Annotated in this window: 18 protein-coding genes; 13 read left to right on the forward strand and 5 right to left on the reverse strand. The window is 53.6% G+C overall.

From position 1 onward, the window contains the following. Positions 1–116 precede the first annotated feature (116 nt). Positions 117–698: an ACP phosphodiesterase gene (acpH, locus tag LA337_04950; GenBank protein ID UBI17047.1), complete on the reverse strand. Its 582-nt coding sequence runs from the start codon at positions 696–698 to the stop codon at positions 117–119. Between the two features lie 90 nt (positions 699–788). On the opposite strand from acpH, the gene queA reads away from it, so the two are divergent. From queA to LA337_04985, 7 genes are all read left to right on the forward strand, one after another. Continuing rightward, the gene (queA, locus tag LA337_04955) at positions 789–1853 is read left to right on the forward strand and encodes a tRNA preQ1(34) S-adenosylmethionine ribosyltransferase-isomerase QueA (protein UBI17048.1); all 1065 of its coding nucleotides are present in this window, start codon (positions 789–791) and stop codon (positions 1851–1853) included. Positions 1854–2061: 208 nt separating this feature from the next. After that, entirely contained in the window at positions 2062–3189 is a 1128-nt protein-coding gene (tgt, locus tag LA337_04960) for a tRNA guanosine(34) transglycosylase Tgt (GenBank protein UBI17049.1), read from the forward strand. A gap of 22 nt (positions 3190–3211) precedes the next feature. Next, positions 3212–3544 (forward strand): preprotein translocase subunit YajC, encoded by a 333-nt coding sequence (gene yajC / locus LA337_04965; protein ID UBI17050.1) that lies wholly within the window; start codon positions 3212–3214, stop codon positions 3542–3544. A 27-nt stretch (positions 3545–3571) separates the two neighbouring features. Beyond that, complete coding sequence (secD, locus tag LA337_04970; GenBank protein ID UBI17051.1) at positions 3572–5419, forward strand: protein translocase subunit SecD; 1848 nt, start codon at positions 3572–3574, stop codon at positions 5417–5419. Between the two features lie 10 nt (positions 5420–5429). Continuing rightward, on the forward strand, positions 5430–6401 hold the full coding sequence (gene secF / locus LA337_04975; protein UBI17052.1) for a protein translocase subunit SecF: 972 nt from the start codon (positions 5430–5432) through the stop codon (positions 6399–6401). 168 nt (positions 6402–6569) lie between these two features. After that, positions 6570–6935, forward strand: coding sequence for a VOC family protein (locus LA337_04980; GenBank protein UBI17053.1), 366 nt, complete (start codon positions 6570–6572; stop codon positions 6933–6935). A 23-nt stretch (positions 6936–6958) separates the two neighbouring features. Next, a complete protein-coding gene (locus LA337_04985) occupies positions 6959–7651 on the forward strand; it encodes a YafY family transcriptional regulator (protein ID UBI17054.1) in 693 nt (230 codons plus the stop codon). Positions 7652–7696: 45 nt separating this feature from the next. On the opposite strand, the gene LA337_04990 is transcribed toward LA337_04985, so the two are convergent. Both LA337_04990 and LA337_04995 read right to left on the reverse strand, forming a co-directional pair. Next, complete coding sequence (locus LA337_04990; protein ID UBI17055.1) at positions 7697–8560, reverse strand: nucleoside-specific channel-forming protein Tsx; 864 nt, start codon at positions 8558–8560, stop codon at positions 7697–7699. A gap of 422 nt (positions 8561–8982) precedes the next feature. After that, positions 8983–9522, reverse strand: a complete 540-nt coding sequence (locus LA337_04995; GenBank protein ID UBI17056.1) for a DUF3251 domain-containing protein — start codon at positions 9520–9522, stop codon at positions 8983–8985. Positions 9523–9676: 154 nt separating this feature from the next. Here LA337_04995 and nrdR point away from each other — a divergent pair, with 154 nt between their 5' ends. The 6 genes from nrdR to pgpA all read left to right on the forward strand — a co-directional run bounded on the left by nrdR (position 9677) and on the right by pgpA (position 13784). Further along, positions 9677–10126 (forward strand): transcriptional regulator NrdR, encoded by a 450-nt coding sequence (nrdR, locus tag LA337_05000; GenBank protein ID UBI17057.1) that lies wholly within the window; start codon positions 9677–9679, stop codon positions 10124–10126. Between the two features lie 3 nt (positions 10127–10129). Further along, a complete protein-coding gene (gene ribD, locus LA337_05005; protein UBI17058.1) occupies positions 10130–11233 on the forward strand; it encodes a bifunctional diaminohydroxyphosphoribosylaminopyrimidine deaminase/5-amino-6-(5-phosphoribosylamino)uracil reductase RibD in 1104 nt (367 codons plus the stop codon). A 90-nt stretch (positions 11234–11323) separates the two neighbouring features. Then, positions 11324–11794, forward strand: a complete 471-nt coding sequence (gene ribE, locus LA337_05010; protein UBI17059.1) for a 6,7-dimethyl-8-ribityllumazine synthase — start codon at positions 11324–11326, stop codon at positions 11792–11794. A 19-nt stretch (positions 11795–11813) separates the two neighbouring features. Continuing rightward, entirely contained in the window at positions 11814–12233 is a 420-nt protein-coding gene (gene nusB, locus LA337_05015) for a transcription antitermination factor NusB (protein UBI17060.1), read from the forward strand. 77 nt (positions 12234–12310) lie between these two features. After that, the gene (thiL, locus tag LA337_05020; protein ID UBI17061.1) at positions 12311–13288 is read left to right on the forward strand and encodes a thiamine-phosphate kinase; all 978 of its coding nucleotides are present in this window, start codon (positions 12311–12313) and stop codon (positions 13286–13288) included. Beyond that, entirely contained in the window at positions 13266–13784 is a 519-nt protein-coding gene (pgpA, locus tag LA337_05025) for a phosphatidylglycerophosphatase A (protein UBI17062.1), read from the forward strand. Before thiL ends, pgpA begins: the two co-directional genes overlap by 23 nt. Before the next feature lie 57 nt (positions 13785–13841). Here pgpA and yajO read toward each other — a convergent pair whose 3' ends face one another. Together yajO and dxs are read right to left on the reverse strand one after the other, a co-directional pair. Then, positions 13842–14816 carry a 1-deoxyxylulose-5-phosphate synthase YajO gene (gene yajO / locus LA337_05030; protein ID UBI17063.1) on the reverse strand — a complete coding sequence of 325 codons (975 nt, stop codon included), beginning with the start codon at positions 14814–14816 and terminating at the stop codon, positions 13842–13844. Positions 14817–14872: 56 nt separating this feature from the next. Then, positions 14873–16735, reverse strand: coding sequence for a 1-deoxy-D-xylulose-5-phosphate synthase (gene dxs / locus LA337_05035; GenBank protein ID UBI17064.1), 1863 nt, complete (start codon positions 16733–16735; stop codon positions 14873–14875). Between the last annotated feature and the right edge of the window lie 20 nt (positions 16736–16755).

A 16755-nucleotide genomic window follows, 5' to 3' on the forward strand; every position in this document is an offset into this window, starting at 1 on the left:
TAGAGAGTGTTCGGGAATAAGACAAAGAGGCGTTGGCAATCAATGAGACAGGTTTTGTCTATCAATCTTTTGCCGGATCGCGGCTACGCTTATCCGGCGGGGAATGCGGGCTGCAATCAAAGGGTTTTACGCCGCGCCTGGTCCATCATTTGCGGATAAAATTGCCAGAAACGTTCTTCTAACGCATCGTAATGCGTATCGAGGTCATACCATGAGTCGCGCAGGGCATCGAGTCGCGGGCGGCGGCTGGCCATGCCGTTCAGGACGTTCTGGATAAAATCCATGTCCCGGTAGCGCTCAAGCCATTTCTCTGACCATATATAGTTGTTCAGATTGATAAAGCGCGGCGGCGATTCCGGCAAAATAGTGGTTACCTGGGTACGGGCATAGCGCACAAAGTCCGTCAGCGGGAAGTCAGGGGAGATTTCCGACCAGTGGCGCGACAGAAAATGATCCCACATAACATCCAGCGTAATCGGTGCGACGCGGCGCGTTTCGCTACGAAACCACTCTTTAGCTTCACGCACCTGCGGCAGGTTATCGGTCATCACGTCGATACGACGGTGCATGAAGATGCCTTCCACCACGTCAGGCGAATAGTGCGTTTCCGGATTACCCCGGACAAAATCGGCCAGCAGATTGCCGGAAAGCGAGCTGTCGGCAAGATGAGCGAGATGCAAATGTGCAAGAAAATTCATAGTTAAACGTTTATCCAGAGGGGTAAAGGTTGCAGGGAGAACGCCCCGGCACTAGACTACCCGCCTCTTATTTTAGTCTGAGTCAGTGTCATGCGCGTTACCGATTTCACCTTTGAACTACCCGAATCCCTGATTGCCCACTATCCGCAAGCTGAGCGCAGTAGCTGCCGCTTGCTGTCTTTGGACGGGCCGACGGGCGCGCTGACGCACGGTACTTTCACCGATTTGCTCGATAAGCTCAACCCTGGAGATTTGCTGGTCTTTAACAACACTCGCGTCATTCCTGCGCGTTTGTTTGGCCGTAAAGCCAGCGGCGGCAAGATTGAAGTACTGGTCGAGCGTATGCTGGATGACAAACGTATTCTGGCGCATATTCGTGCTTCGAAAGCGCCGAAGCCGGGCGCTGAGTTGCTGCTGGGCGACGACGAAAGTATTAACGCGACGATGGTCGCCCGCCATGACGCGCTGTTTGAAGTTGAGTTTAACGACGAACGCAGCGTGCTGGATATCCTCAACGCCATCGGCCATATGCCGTTGCCGCCGTATATCGACCGTCCCGATGAAGACGCCGACCGCGAGCTGTACCAGACCGTGTATAGTGAAAAACCGGGTGCCGTCGCCGCGCCGACTGCGGGTCTGCACTTTGACGATCCGCTGCTGGCTAAACTGCGCGATAAAGGTATTGAAATGGCGTTCGTCACGCTGCACGTCGGCGCGGGTACTTTCCAGCCGGTGCGCGTAGACACCATTGAAGACCACATCATGCACTCTGAATATGCGGAAGTGCCGCAGGATGTGGTGGACGCGGTGCTGGCGGCGAAAGCGCGCGGCAACCGCGTGATTGCGGTGGGCACCACCTCTGTACGCTCACTGGAAAGCGCAGCGCAGGCTGCCAAAAACGACCTTATCGAGCCATTCTTCGGCGATACGCAAATTTTCATTTATCCAGGCTATAAATATCAGGTGATTGATGCCCTGGTAACCAACTTCCACCTGCCGGAATCGACGCTGATCATGCTGGTTTCCGCGTTTGCTGGTTATAAAAACACCATGCACGCCTATCATGAAGCGGTAAAAGCGGAATATCGCTTTTTTAGTTACGGTGATGCGATGTTTATCACGTACAATCCGCAGGCTATTTCTGAGCGACCGTGAGAAGGCTATCTCACTTGCCATTTTGATGGCGGGCAGTGCTCGCCATCCTCACGTACTGCGTGTACGCTCCGGTGGCTGTGCGCTGGTCGCCCCCAAACTGGCTGCGCCGATTGCGCCTTCGCCAGTGGGTTAAGATATTTTTACTCCGTGGAGTGAATCCATGGGGAAAGTTTAATCATCAGACTGTCTCTCTGATGCAGGAGAAAAAATGAAATTTGAACTGGATACCACAGACGGTCGCGCGCGTCGCGGCCGCCTGGTTTTTGATCGTGGCGTAGTAGAAACGCCTGCTTTTATGCCGGTCGGTACTTACGGCACCGTAAAAGGCATGACGCCGGAAGAAGTTGAAGCGACCGGCGCACAGATCATCCTCGGCAACACCTTCCACCTGTGGCTGCGCCCGGGTCAGGAAATCATGAAGCTGCACGGCGATCTGCACGATTTTATGCAGTGGAAAGGGCCGATCCTCACCGATTCCGGCGGCTTCCAGGTGTTCAGCCTGGGCGATATCCGTAAGATAACCGAGCAGGGCGTGCATTTCCGTAACCCGATCAACGGCGATCCGATTTTCCTCGATCCCGAGAAGTCGATGGAGATTCAATACGATCTCGGTTCCGATATCGTGATGATCTTCGACGAATGTACACCGTATCCGGCCGACTGGGACTATGCTAAACGCTCGATGGAGATGTCTCTGCGTTGGGCGAAGCGCAGTCGCGACCGTTTTGATAGTCTCGGCAACAAAAATGCGCTTTTTGGCATCATTCAGGGCAGCGTTTACGAAGATTTACGTGATATCTCTGTTAAAGGTCTGGTAGATATCGGCTTTGATGGCTACGCTGTCGGCGGTTTGGCTGTCGGTGAGCCGAAGGAAGATATGCACCGCATCCTGGAGCATGTATGCCCACAGATTCCGGCAGATAAACCGCGTTACCTGATGGGCGTCGGCAAACCAGAAGATCTGGTTGAAGGCGTGCGTCGCGGTATCGATATGTTTGACTGTGTGATGCCAACGCGAAATGCCCGTAATGGTCATTTGTTTGTGACTGACGGCGTGGTAAAAATTCGTAACGCGAAACATAAAAGCGACACCAGTCCGCTCGATGCTGAGTGTGATTGCTACACCTGTCGCAATTATTCGCGCGCTTACTTGCATCATCTCGACCGTTGCAACGAAATATTGGGCGCGCGTCTCAACACGATTCATAACCTTCGCTACTACCAGCGTTTGATGGCGGGTTTACGCAAGGCTATTGAAGAGGGTAAATTAGAGAGCTTCGTGACCGATTTTTACCAACGTCAGGGTAGACCAGTTCCACCTGTGAACGTTGATTAATTTTAATAATGAGGGAATTTGAATGAGCTTTTTTATTTCTGATGCGGTAGCGGCAACAGGTGCTCCGGCGCAGGGCAGCCCTATGTCTCTGATTCTGATGCTGGTGGTGTTTGGTCTGATTTTCTACTTCATGATCCTGCGCCCGCAGCAAAAGCGTACCAAAGAACATAAAAATCTGATGAGCTCCATTGCGAAAGGCGATGAAGTGCTGACTAACGGTGGTCTGGTGGGTCGCGTGACCAAAGTAGCAGAATCTGGCTACATCGCTATCGCGCTGAACGACACCACTGAAGTGGTTATTAAACGTGATTTCGTAGCTGCCGTTCTGCCGAAAGGCACCATGAAGGCGCTGTAATTTATTGTTTTCCCAAAGGGAACTGCCGTGTTAAACCGTTATCCTTTGTGGAAGTATGTCATGCTGATCGTCGTTATTGTCGTCGGTCTGCTCTATGCGCTTCCCAACCTGTATGGTGAGGATCCGGCTGTTCAAATCACTGGCGTGCGCGGTGCCGCCGCCAGTGAGCAAACGCTGATCCAGGTCCAGAAAACGTTACAAGAAGATAAAATCACACCTAAGTCTGTGGCTCTGGAAGAGGGTGCTATTCTCGCGCGCTTCGACTCCACTGATACCCAACTGCGCGCACGTGAAGTGTTAATGGGCGTACTGGGCGATCAGTATGTCGTGGCGCTTAACCTTGCTCCGGCAACCCCGCGCTGGCTGGCAGCCATTCACGCAGAACCGATGAAACTCGGTCTTGACCTGCGTGGCGGTGTTCACTTCCTGATGGAAGTGGATATGGACACCGCGTTGAGTAAGTTGCAGGAACAAAATATCGATAGTCTGCGCAGCGATCTGCGTGAAAAAGGCATTCCTTATACTACCGTTCGTAAAGAAGATAACTACGGTCTGAGCATCACTTTCCGTGATAGCAGCGCCCGTGATGAAGCTATCTCTTACCTGAGCAAGCGTCACCAGGATCTGGTTATCTCCAGCCAGGGCAGCAATGCTCTGCGTGCGGTAATGACCGATGCGCGCTTGAGCGAAGCCCGTGAGTACGCGGTACAGCAGAACATCAACATTCTGCGTAATCGTGTTAACCAACTGGGTGTTGCTGAGCCGGTGGTACAACGCCAGGGTGCTGACCGCATTGTGGTCGAACTGCCGGGTATTCAGGATACCGCGCGTGCGAAAGAAATTCTGGGCGCAACCGCGACGCTGGAGTTCCGTCTGGTAAACACCAACGTTGACCAGTCCGCTGCGGCATCGGGTCGTGTTCCGGGTGATTCGGAAGTGAAACAGTCTCGTGAAGGCCAGCCGGTTGTGCTGTACAAACGCGTGATTCTGACCGGTGACCATATCACCGACTCTACTTCCAGCCAGGACGAATACAATCAGCCGCAGGTTAACATCTCGCTGGATAGCGCGGGTGGTAACATCATGTCCAACTTCACTAAGGACAACATCGGTAAGCCGATGGCGACCCTGTTCGTGGAGTACAAAGACAGCGGTAAGAAAGATGCTAACGGTCGCGCAGTGCTGGTGAAACAGGAAGAGGTGATTAACATCGCCAACATTCAGTCTCGCCTGGGCAACAGCTTCCGTATCACCGGTATCAACAACCCGAACGAAGCGCGTCAGCTTTCTCTGCTGTTACGTGCCGGTGCGTTGATTGCGCCGATTCAGATTGTTGAAGAACGTACCATCGGCCCAACCCTGGGTATGCAGAACATTAAACAGGGTCTGGAAGCATGTCTGGCCGGTCTGGTGGTGTCTATCCTGTTCATGATCTTCTTCTATAAGAAGTTCGGTCTGATTGCGACCAGTGCGCTGATTGCTAACCTGGTGCTGATTGTCGGTATTATGTCGTTGCTGCCGGGTGCTACGCTGAGTATGCCGGGGATTGCGGGGATCGTCTTAACCCTTGCCGTCGCGGTCGATGCGAACGTACTGATCAACGAACGTATCAAAGAAGAGTTGAGTAACGGGCGTTCGGTGCAGCAGGCGATCAATGAAGGTTATGCGGGCGCATTTAGCTCCATCTTTGATGCGAACATTACGACGCTGATCAAGGTCATCATCCTGTACGCAGTTGGCACCGGGGCAATTAAAGGGTTCGCGATTACTACCGGTATTGGTGTGGCGACGTCGATGTTTACCGCGATTGTCGGTACACGTGCCATCGTAAACCTGTTGTATGGCGGCAAGCGCGTCAAAAAGCTGTCAATCTGAGGAGTGCGAAGTGGCACAGGAATATACTGTTGAACAATTGAACCACGGCCGTAAAGTCTGGGACTTTATGCGCTGGGACTACTGGGCTTTCGGCATTTCAGGTTTCCTGCTGATTGCGGCCATCGTGGTGATGGGCGTACGCGGGTTTAACTGGGGTCTCGATTTCACCGGTGGTACGGTTATTGAAATCACGCTGGAAAAACCGGCCGATATGGACGTGATGCGCGATGCGCTGGAGAAAGCGGGCTTTGTTGATCCGCTTCTGCAGAACTTCGGCAGCAGCCACGACATTATGGTACGTATGCCGCCAACTGAAGGCGCAGACGGCGGTCAGGTGCTGGGCAGCAAAGTGTTGAGTGTGATTAACGAATCCACCAACCAAAACGCCGCGGTGAAACGAATTGAATTCGTGGGGCCGAGCGTGGGTGCAGACCTGGCGCAAACCGGTGCGATGGCGCTGATGGCGGCGCTGATCTCCATCCTGGTGTACGTCGGTTTTCGCTTTGAATGGCGACTGGCGGCTGGGGTAGTTATCGCGCTGGCGCACGACGTGATTATCACACTTGGGATCCTGTCGTTGTTCCATATCGAGATTGATCTGACTATCGTCGCATCGCTGATGTCGGTAATCGGTTACTCGCTGAACGACAGTATCGTAGTATCTGACCGTATTCGTGAAAACTTCCGCAAAATTCGTCGCGGTACGCCTTACGAAATCTTTAACGTGTCATTGACTCAGACGCTGCACCGTACGTTGATTACGTCCGGTACGACGTTGATGGTTATTCTGATGCTGTTCCTGTTCGGTGGTCCGGTACTGGAAGGCTTCTCGCTGACGATGCTGATCGGTGTTTCCATCGGTACCGCATCTTCTATCTACGTGGCATCGGCGCTGGCGCTGAAGCTGGGTATGAAGCGTGAACACATGCTGCAGCAGAAGGTCGAGAAAGAAGGGGCGGATCAACCGTCGATTCTGCCTTAACCATTAAGAGTGAAGATACTGGAATCCCGATCGCAAGGTCGGGATTTTTTTTGCCTGCGATTTAGCAGCAAACCATTATCTTTTTCTCTCGACACACTACTGACAGTATGCTGTCAGTAGCCCTGTCTTATAGTCCTTCTGAGATTACCCACACAGGCAGGAGGAAGTATGAAGAACGTAATTAACTGGTTTGAAATCCCCGTGGCACAAATGGATCGCGCCATCGCTTTTTATGAGCCAGTGATGCAGGTTTCGTTGCGTCGGGAGAATATGGATTGCGCCGAGCTTGCCGTATTCCCGTATCAGGATCCCGCGCCCGGCGGGGCGCTGGCTAAATTTGACGGTATTACGCCTTCAGCGCAGGGCGCTATTATTTATCTGCATACGGACGATTTGGCTGCCACGCTTGAACGCGTCGCCACTGCTGGCGGTCAATGCGTGTTTGGCCCACTCGAATTGGGGCAGGACATTGGTACGATTGCGCTATTTACTGACAGTGAAGGCAATCGTGTTGGTTTACATCAACCCGCGTAATACTTTCAGGACTGAGGATTAACATGAGCAGACGCGCCGACCGCTTGTTTCAGATTGTACAAATCCTGCGTGGCAGGCGAGTGACAACGGCGGCGCTGCTGGCAGAACGCCTTGAAGTTTCTGAACGGACGATTTATCGCGATATCCGCGATCTCTCTTTATCCGGCGTGCCCATTGAAGGAGAAGTGGGCAGCGGATACCGCTTGATGGCCGGGTTTGATCTGCCGCCGTTGATGTTAACGCATCACGAATCAGAAGCATTGATGGTAGCGATTCGGTTGCTGAAAACATGGGGCGGAGATTCACTCTCACAGGCGCTGGAATCCGCGCAGGAAAAAGTGCTGGCGATATTGCCGCCAGAGAGTCGGCGCAGAGCCGAGCAAACGCGGATTTTCGCGCCAGATTTTGGTAATCAGCCGCATTCACGCAGTGCGTTCGATCTCATACATCGCGCGGTTTCGGCGCAGCAGGCGCTGGCGCTGCATTATCGCGATGAGTCCGGGAACCTCTCCTGGCGCGACGTTCAACCGTTGGGCTTATTTTTCTGGGGCGAGCACTGGCTGCTGGTTGCCTGGTGCGAGAAGCGTGACGATTATCGCTGCTTTCGCGTTGATCGATGTCTGAAGATCACGCCGCTCGACAGGCATTTTCGCGAATCGGCGGATCGCTCGCTAAGTGACTTTTTACGTAAAGTACGCTGTGAAGACCAGCCATAAAAAAGCCAGCGGTTAAGCTGGCTTGTCTGCGAAACATTGTCTGGATTAGAAGTTGTAACCTACGACCAGGTAACCACCCCAACCGGTAGATTTCGCGCTGAAGTCGCCTTCGCCCCAGTTCAGAGTATCTCCACCTTTCCACTGACCACCGTTATGGAAGTAACGCGCGACTACGGAGTAGTGCCAGTGATCGTAGTTCAGCGCCAGAACGTGGCTGGAAGCGATAGAGTTGCTGGTGCGGTTCGGATCATCACCCAAATCTGAGCCCCAGTCGAAGTTGGTGAAGCCGATGTAGGTCAACTGACCGCCCCAAACCTGGGTGATCGGCACAAAGTATTTCACTTTGAAACGGTAGCCATCCCACTCGTTTTCGTTGGATGCGCCATAGTTCTGCCACTGGTATTTAGCATACACGTTCAGGGAAAGACCCATCGGCAGACCGGTATCGATATCGGTACCCAGACCCATATACCAGGTGCTCTGGCGGCTGGCTTTGTTGTCACCCATATCGTAGATGTAGTTGTTGGCGAAATACCATTCTTTGAACGGGCCAAAGCTCAGGTCAGCACCGGTCAGTTTGTCAATGGAGAAACGCGGTTCGATTTCCATAAACAGTGGAGAACCATCAGACCAGATGCCTTTGTCGTTGCCGTTACCCCAGTCGAAGGTTTTCGGAATATCGATGTAGCCATAGAAGTCAAACCAGTCTTTTTTAGCAAACGCTTCGTATTCCAGATACACATCGTTGTTCAGTTTCGGGGAGAAACGGGTGTGGTAGCTGCCCACCACGTTGACGCTCTGGTGCCACCAGTCGGACAGATATTGCGGTTTGTCATTTTCTGCTGCATTGGCAGTGAAAGACGAGGAGAGCGCCAGCACTGCACCGGCTGCAAGTAATGTTTTTTTCATATGTATGCCACTGTTTGAAATCCCTTTCGGGATAGAAAAATGCGCAATTTGCGTTTCTATACACTTCATCCTTCAAGACGCCTCTTTGTTGGCTGCCTTTGCTCACCCCTGTTACTTACTGATGTAAGCTCCAGGGATTCACGCAGTTGCCGCCTCGATGCATCTTGCATGATTTTGTGTAGAAATATTTCGTGTTTCTTCGGAGCCTATTATAAAAATCATTGTTCACAAAAATATGTCTTGTTTCACAGTTCTATCATTCGCGTAATCGATTGCGTTCACGTTTGCGTACTTTAGGCGGCGAATTGTACTGGCTCCCATGAATGTTGCCAAGTTTTAACAGAAATATTGGTTATGTCAGGGGAGTAACAAAATAAGGCGAAGTGATGTTGCGGAACGCACAAAACGTCCCGCAAAAAAGTTTATTGGTTAACAGGCTGGATGTCGTGGATGCGCACAAACCCTAACTGGTCCGCAGAAAGGCCATTTAACTGCAGCGGAATATCGACGTCGCTGGGTGCAAGGATACTCGCGGGGGCAGTGACCAATTGATTCTGAACGTTCACTTCCTGATAGTTATCTGTGGTGCCCTGAATTTGTCCGTACTCGACGGTGGCGCTAAAGGCGGGTAAAGGTGTGTTGGATTCACCCTGAATCCGCAGCGTCAGACGTGTGCCGTCGGCGTTTGGCGCAATATTGATTAGCGACATACGTAGTGTGCCAATCTGGCTGTCCAGTCGGGCAGGCGTTTTGGAACCCGGCAACAGATAGACGCCGCTGGTTGATTTTGCATTCAACATATTCTGTTGTGTAATTTTTACCGTTTCCTGATTGAGCTGCGTCATCTCTTTGTTCAACGTGCTAACGCTTTGATGCATCTGACGTACTTCGCTTTGCTGTGCGCAGGCGCTAAGACTAAAGAGACTTCCCACCAGGACAATTCTTAGGTAACGTCTTGTCATTGTGATTACTTCCTTCATTGTCGCGATAGCATAATGGTAGTGCGCACTGAGCACGAAGGCATCGATCCTTTGTCTCAAAAGCGCTGCGCCTTTGTTGTCACGCCAGTTCAGGGTAAAATAGATTTCTGTTAACCACTGAGGTACAGGACGCCGTATGCATTGCCCATTCTGTTTCGCCGTAGACACTAAGGTAATTGACTCTCGTCTTGTAGGCGAGGGCTCCTCAGTACGCCGCCGTCGGCAGTGTCTGGTCTGTAATGAACGTTTCACCACTTTTGAAGTGGCTGAACTTGTTATGCCGCGCGTTGTGAAAAGCAACGATGTGCGTGAACCCTTTAATGAAGATAAGCTGCGCAGCGGCATGCTCAGAGCGCTTGAGAAACGCCCGGTCAGCTCTGATGACGTCGAAATGGCGTTGAACCATATCAAATCACAACTGCGTGCAACTGGCGAGCGTGAGGTGCCGAGCAAGATGATCGGCAACCTGGTGATGGAGCAGTTGAAAAAACTCGATAAAGTCGCCTATATTCGCTTCGCCTCGGTTTATCGGAGCTTCGAAGATATCAAAGAATTTGGCGAAGAGATTGCTCGCCTACAGGACTAAGCCATGCAGGATGAATTGTACATGGCGCGCGCGCTGAAGCTTGCTGCGCGCGGACGTTTTACCACGCATCCCAATCCCAATGTGGGCTGCGTGATTGTGAAAGATGGGGAGATCGTCGGTGAAGGATATCATCACCGCGCGGGCGAACCGCATGCTGAAGTCCATGCCCTGCGGATGGCTGGAGAAAAAGCGCAAGGGGCAACCGCCTATGTCACGCTTGAACCCTGCAGCCATCATGGTCGTACGCCGCCATGCTGCGATGCGTTGATTGCCGCGGGTGTGACGCGTGTGGTTGCGGCGATGCAGGATCCCAATCCACAGGTAGCAGGTCGTGGCCTCTACCGTTTGCAGCAGGCGGGTATCGATGTCAGCCACGGGCTGATGATGAGCGAGGTTGAGCAGCTTAATAAAGGTTTTCTCAAGCGCATGCGTACCGGATTCCCGTATCTGCAGCTTAAGCTTGGCGCGTCGCTTGATGGGCGTACGGCGATGGCCAGTGGTGAAAGCCAATGGATAACCTCGCCGCAGGCGCGCCGCGATGTGCAACGTCTGCGGGCGCAAAGCCATGCCATCTTAACCAGCAGCGCGACGGTGCTGGCCGACGATCCTCTGCTTACCGTGCGTTGGTCGGAGCTTGGGGAGTCAACCCAGGCGAGTTACCCGCAGGAAAATCTGCGCCAGCCAATCCGCATTGTTCTTGATAGCCAGAATCAGGTCACGCCGGAGCATCGTATTGTGCAACAGCCAGGAGAAACCTGGATTGTCCGGACTGAAGACGATTCTCGTAGCTGGCCGGAGGCGGTACGCAGCCTGAAGGTGCCGGAACATAACGGGCATCTGGATCTGGTGGTGCTGATGATGCAGTTGGGCAAACAGCAAATTAACAGCATTTGGGTTGAAGCTGGCCCTACGCTTGCGGGCGCGTTATTACAGGCCGGTTTGGTTGATGAGCTAATCGTGTATGTTGCGCCTAAACTGTTAGGCAGCGATGCGCGAGGATTATGTGTTCTTCCAGGCCTTGAGAAACTGGCCGACGCGCCCCATTTCAAATTCAACGAGATACGCCAGGTGGGCCCGGACGTTTGCCTGCATTTAACCACTGCGTGAGGCTTTCTGAATTAGAGGAAGCAGCGCACAGAATATTATGATAAAATCCGCCCCCCTTACGGGGCCATAAATCGAACCCGAAGGAAGAATATGAACATTATTGAAGCTAACGTTGCTACCCCGGACGCTCGCGTCGCCATCACCATTGCGCGTTTCAACAACTTTATCAATGACAGCCTGCTGGAAGGTGCGATTGACGCCCTGAAACGTATTGGCCAGGTAAAAGATGAAAACATTACCGTCGTTTGGGTTCCAGGCGCATATGAGCTGCCGCTGGCGGCTGACGCGCTGGCGAAAACCGGTAAATACGACGCGGTGATTGCGCTCGGTACGGTGATCCGTGGCGGTACTGCTCACTTCGAATATGTGGCTGGCGGTGCTAGCAATGGCCTGGCGCATGTCGCTCAGGACAGTGGCATTCCGGTAGCCTTCGGTGTTCTGACCACCGAAAGTATTGAACAAGCCATCGAACGTGCTGGCACTAAAGCCGGCAACAAAGGCGCAGAAGCTGCACTGACTGCGCTTGAAATGATTAATGTATTGAAAGCCATCAAGGCCTGATTTTTGTAAGGGGAAATCCGTGAAACCTGCTGCTCGTCGCCGCGCCCGTGAGTGTGCCGTCCAGGCGCTCTACTCCTGGCAGTTGTCCCAGAACGACATCGCTGATGTTGAATACCAGTTCCTGGCGGAACAGGACGTGAAAGATGTTGACGTTCTGTATTTCCGTGAACTGCTGTCCGGGGTGGCGACTAACAGCGCGTACCTGGATGGATTAATGAAGCCTTACCTGTCTCGTCTGCTGGAAGAGTTGGGTCAGGTAGAAAAAGCCGTGCTGCGTATTGCGCTGTTTGAATTGTCTAAACGTAGTGATGTGCCGTACAAAGTGGCCATCAACGAAGCGATTGAACTGGCGAAAACCTTCGGCGCTGAAGACAGCCACAAGTTCGTGAACGGCGTACTGGATAAAGCAGCACCTGTGATTCGCCCCAACAAAAAGTAATCCCGAGGCCGGCTGGATGGTGGAACCTGTTTCCGCTGTCCCCGGCTTTTTCTTTTTTTTCTGCTGAGGCATAACGTATGGCATGCGGCGAGTTTTCCCTGATTGCCCGTTATTTTGACCGCGTAAGAACGTCTCGTCTTGATGTCGAAACCGGTATTGGTGACGACTGCGCACTTCTGAACATCCCTGAAAAACAGACGCTGGCGATCAGTACCGATACGCTGGTGGCTGGCAACCACTTCCTCCCTGACATTGATCCTACCGATCTGGCCTGGAAAGCCCTGGCGGTGAATTTGAGCGATCTGGCGGCGATGGGAGCCGATCCTGCGTGGCTGACGCTGGCGCTCACGTTACCTGACGTCGATGAAGCCTGGCTTGAAGCTTTCAGCGATGGCCTGTTTGAACTCCTTAATTACTACGATATGCAGCTGATTGGCGGCGATACCACGCGTGGACCGCTGTCGATGACGTTGGGTATTCATGGCTACGTTCCCGTTGGGCGTGCCTTAAAACGCTCCGGTGCGAAACCGGGTGACTGGATTTATGTGACCGGCACGCCGGGTGACAGCGCTGCCGGGCTGGCGATTTTGCAGGATCGCTTGCAGGTTGCAGAGGTAAAAGACGCAGACTATCTGCTGAAACGCCATCTGCGTCCCACGCCGCGTATTTTGCAGGGACAAGCCCTGCGCGATCTGGCCAGTGCGGCTATCGATATCTCTGACGGCCTGATTTCCGATCTGGGGCATATCGTTAATGCCAGCGGCTGCGGCGCACGGGTTAACGTTGATGCGCTGCCTTACTCCGCGGCGTTTGCCCGGCACGTGGAGCCGGAACAGGCCCTGCGCTGGGCACTCTCGGGTGGTGAAGATTATGAGTTATGCTTTACCGTACCGGAAATTAATCGTGGCGCGCTGGACGTAGCGCTGGGAAATCTCGGCGCAACGTTTACCTGCATAGGACAGATGAGCGCGGACGTGGAAGGTATTCACTTTACGCGCGATGGAAAATCCGTCACGTTCGACTGGAAAGGATATGACCATTTTGCCGCGCCTTAAAAAAGATGTCGCCAAAAGCCGCCTGAGTATGCGCAATCCGTGGCATCTGTTAGCCACCGGTTTTGGCAGCGGGCTGAGCCCAATTGTTCCTGGCACCATGGGATCGCTGGCGGCGATCCCTTTTTGGTATTTAATGACGTTTCTGCCGTGGCAGCTGTATTCACTGGTGGTGATGTTATCTATCTGTATCGGCGTTTATCTGTGCCATCAAACGGCGAAAGATATGGGCGTGCACGATCACGGTAGCATTGTCTGGGACGAGTTTGTCGGGATGTGGATAACCCTGATGGCGCTGCCGACCAACGACTGGCAGTGGGTTGCCGCCGGATTTGTGATTTTCCGTATTCTGGATATGTGGAAGCCGTGGCCGATTCGTTGGTTCGATCGCAACGTACATGGCGGTACGGGAATTATGATCGACGATATCGTGGCCGGGATACTGTCCGCCGGGATACTGTACTTTATTGGCCATCACTGGCCGGTAGGGATCATTTAACGGGTTTGCCGGATGGCGGCGTAAATGCCTTATCCGGCCTACAATCTACAATCGCGCTTATTTAAATCCCACCACCGGATGCTGTTTGTACGGCGTTTCCAGCTCGGCAATCTGCTCCGGCTTCAGCGTTAAATCCACTGCATTGAGCAACTCATCCAGCTGTTCCTCGCGCGATGTGCCGATAATCGGCGCTGCCACACCCGGTTTGCTCAGCAGCCAGGCCAGCGCGACCTGCGCACGGGTTACGCCCAGTTCCTCACTGACGCCGGTCAGCCGTTCGGCGATTTGCGCGTCGTTTTCATCGCTCTCGCTGTACAAATTTTTACCGACCTCATCGGAAACCAGACGGGCGGTCGTTTCTCCCCAGGGGCGCGTCAGGCGACCACGCGCCAGCGGACTCCATGGGATCACTGCCACACCCTCCTGATAGCAAAGCGGCAGCATTTCGCGTTCTTCTTCGCGATAGATCAGGTTGTAGTGATCCTGCATGCTGACGAACTGCGCCCAGCCGTGTTGCTTCTGTAAGGCCAGCGCCTGAGCAAACTGTGAAGCGTGCATGGATGAGGCGCCGATATAGCGCGCTTTACCGGCTTTCACTACGTCGTTAAGGGCTTCCAGCGTTTCTTCGATCGGCGTGTTGTAATCCCAGCGGTGAATTTGCAGGATGTCCACATAGTCCATACCCAGGCGTCTGAGGCTGTCGTCGATTGAGCGCAGGATTTGTGCGCGGGATAAACCTTCCGCTAAATCATCCACCTGGTGAAAAACCTTGGTCGCCACCACGACATCTTCGCGGCGGGCGAAATCACGCAGCGCGCGGCCGACAATCTCTTCGCTGCTGCCAGCGGAGTAGCTGTTGGCGGTATCGAAAAAGTTAATGCCGCCTTCAAGAGCGTGTTTGATTATCGGGCGGCTACTTTCTTCAGGTAGCGTCCAGGCATGATTGCCGCGATTGGGCTCGCCAAACGTCATGCAACCCAGGCAAAGGCGGGAGACCCGAAGGTCGGTTTTTCCTAAGGTGTTGTATTTCATCAATCCACTCCTGCTTAGCTCGTGATGAGTTAAGCATAGCAGGAGCGGAGAGAGGATTATGCCAGCCAGGCCTTGATTTTGGCCTCAATGCCGGCGGCATCAAGACCCAGATCGGCGCGAGCCTCGTCCTGAGTCCCCTGCGGGATGAAGAAGTCAGGCAGGCCAATGTTCAGCACCGGAACGGGTTTGCGATGGGCCATCAGCACTTCGTTTACGCCGCTGCCAGCGCCGCCCATAATGGCGTTCTCTTCGAGGGTGACCAGCACCTCGTGTTGGGCTGCCATTTCCAGAATCAACGTTTCATCCAGCGGTTTGACAAAGCGCATATCAACCAGCGTGGCGTTCAGCGACTCTGCGACCTGCGCGGCTTCCGGCATTAGGGTACCGAAGTTCAGTATTGCCACTTTCTCCCCGTGACGCTTCACGATGCCTTTCCCAATTGGCAGTTGCTCCAGCGGCGTTAGCTCAACGCCCACCGCGTTACCGCGTGGGTAGCGTACAACCGTTGGGCCGTCGTTGTAGTGATAGCCGGTGAACAGCATCTGGCGACATTCGTTCTCATCGCTCGGGGTCATAATGACCATTTCCGGGATGCAGCGCAGGAAGGAAAGATCGAACGCCCCCTGGTGGGTTTGCCCATCTGCACCAACAATACCAGCCCGGTCAACGGCGAACAGGACCGGCAGTTTCTGAATGGCGACATCATGCAGCACCTGATCGTAGGCGCGTTGCAGGAAGGTAGAGTAAATAGCCACGACCGGCTTATAGCCGCCAATCGCCAGACCGGCAGCAAACGTCACCGCGTGCTGCTCGGCAATCGCCACATCGAAGTAGCGGTCCGGGAACTTACGTGAGAACTCCACCATACCGGAGCCTTCACGCATCGCCGGGGTTATCGCCATCAGCTTATTGTCTTTCGCTGCGGTTTCGCACAGCCAGTCACCGAAGATTTTTGAATAGCTCGGCAGGCCGCCGCTGCTTTTCGGCAGGCATCCGCTGGACGGATCGAATTTTGGTACCGCGTGGAAGGTAATCGGATCTTTTTCCGCAGGCTCGTAACCACGACCTTTTTTGGTCATGATGTGCAGGAACTGCGGACCTTTAAGGTCGCGCATGTTCTTCAGCGTAGTGATAAGCCCCAGCACGTCGTGACCGTCTACCGGACCAATATAGTTAAAGCCCAGCTCTTCAAACAGCGTACCCGGCACAACCATGCCTTTGATGTGTTCTTCGGTACGCTTGAGCAGCTCTTTAATCGGCGGCACGCCGGAGAACACTTTTTTCCCGCCTTCGCGCAGCGAGGAGTAGAGTTTGCCAGAGAGCAGTTGCGCCAGGTGGTTGTTCAGCGCGCCGACGTTCTCTGAAATCGACATTTCGTTGTCGTTGAGGATAACCAGCATGTCGGGCTTAATATCACCCGCGTGGTTCATCGCTTCAAACGCCATCCCGGCGGTGATAGCGCCGTCGCCAATCACACAAACGGTACGACGATCTTTGCCTTCTTTCTCGGCGGCAACCGCAATACCAATACCGGCGCTGATGGACGTTGAGGAGTGCCCAACGCTCAGTACGTCATACTCGCTCTCACCGCGCCACGGGAACGGATGCAAACCGCCTTTCTGACGAATGGTGCCGATTTTATCGCGGCGGCCGGTCAGAATTTTGTGCGGGTAAGCCTGATGTCCCACATCCCAGATTAACTGGTCAAACGGGGTGTTGTAGACATAGTGCAGCGCGACGGTGAGTTCCACCGTGCCCAGACCAGAGGCGAAGTGCCCGCTGGAACGGCTTACGCTGTCGAGCAAATAGCGGCGCAGTTCGTCGCAAAGCTTTGGCAGACTCTCTTTTGGCAGCAGGCGTAACTCCTGGGTGGAGTCGACCAGCGCCAGGGTCGGGTATTTGGCTATATCAAAACTCATCGCAAGCTCATGGGATATGT

Source organism: Citrobacter europaeus (genome assembly GCA_020099315.1).
Taxonomy (GTDB): Bacteria; Pseudomonadota; Gammaproteobacteria; order Enterobacterales; family Enterobacteriaceae; genus Citrobacter; species Citrobacter europaeus.

Bases quoted from the DNA above. Each gene is read 5' to 3' on its own strand.
- acpH (UBI17047.1), bottom strand. From the start codon at position 698: ATGAATTTTCTTGCACATTTGCATCTCGCTCATCTTGCCGACAGCTCG.
- queA (UBI17048.1), top strand. From the start codon at position 789: ATGCGCGTTACCGATTTCACCTTTGAACTACCCGAATCCCTGATTGCC.
- tgt (UBI17049.1), top strand. From the start codon at position 2,062: ATGAAATTTGAACTGGATACCACAGACGGTCGCGCGCGTCGCGGCCGC.
- yajC (UBI17050.1), top strand. From the start codon at position 3,212: ATGAGCTTTTTTATTTCTGATGCGGTAGCGGCAACAGGTGCTCCGGCG.
- LA337_04980 (UBI17053.1), top strand. From the start codon at position 6,570: ATGAAGAACGTAATTAACTGGTTTGAAATCCCCGTGGCACAAATGGAT.
- LA337_04985 (UBI17054.1), top strand. From the start codon at position 6,959: ATGAGCAGACGCGCCGACCGCTTGTTTCAGATTGTACAAATCCTGCGT.
- LA337_04990 (UBI17055.1), bottom strand. From the start codon at position 8,560: ATGAAAAAAACATTACTTGCAGCCGGTGCAGTGCTGGCGCTCTCCTCG.
- LA337_04995 (UBI17056.1), bottom strand. From the start codon at position 9,522: ATGACAAGACGTTACCTAAGAATTGTCCTGGTGGGAAGTCTCTTTAGT.
- nrdR (UBI17057.1), top strand. From the start codon at position 9,677: ATGCATTGCCCATTCTGTTTCGCCGTAGACACTAAGGTAATTGACTCT.
- ribD (UBI17058.1), top strand. From the start codon at position 10,130: ATGCAGGATGAATTGTACATGGCGCGCGCGCTGAAGCTTGCTGCGCGC.
- ribE (UBI17059.1), top strand. From the start codon at position 11,324: ATGAACATTATTGAAGCTAACGTTGCTACCCCGGACGCTCGCGTCGCC.
- thiL (UBI17061.1), top strand. From the start codon at position 12,311: ATGGCATGCGGCGAGTTTTCCCTGATTGCCCGTTATTTTGACCGCGTA.
- pgpA (UBI17062.1), top strand. From the start codon at position 13,266: ATGACCATTTTGCCGCGCCTTAAAAAAGATGTCGCCAAAAGCCGCCTG.
- yajO (UBI17063.1), bottom strand. From the start codon at position 14,816: ATGAAATACAACACCTTAGGAAAAACCGACCTTCGGGTCTCCCGCCTT.
- dxs (UBI17064.1), bottom strand. From the start codon at position 16,735: ATGAGTTTTGATATAGCCAAATACCCGACCCTGGCGCTGGTCGACTCC.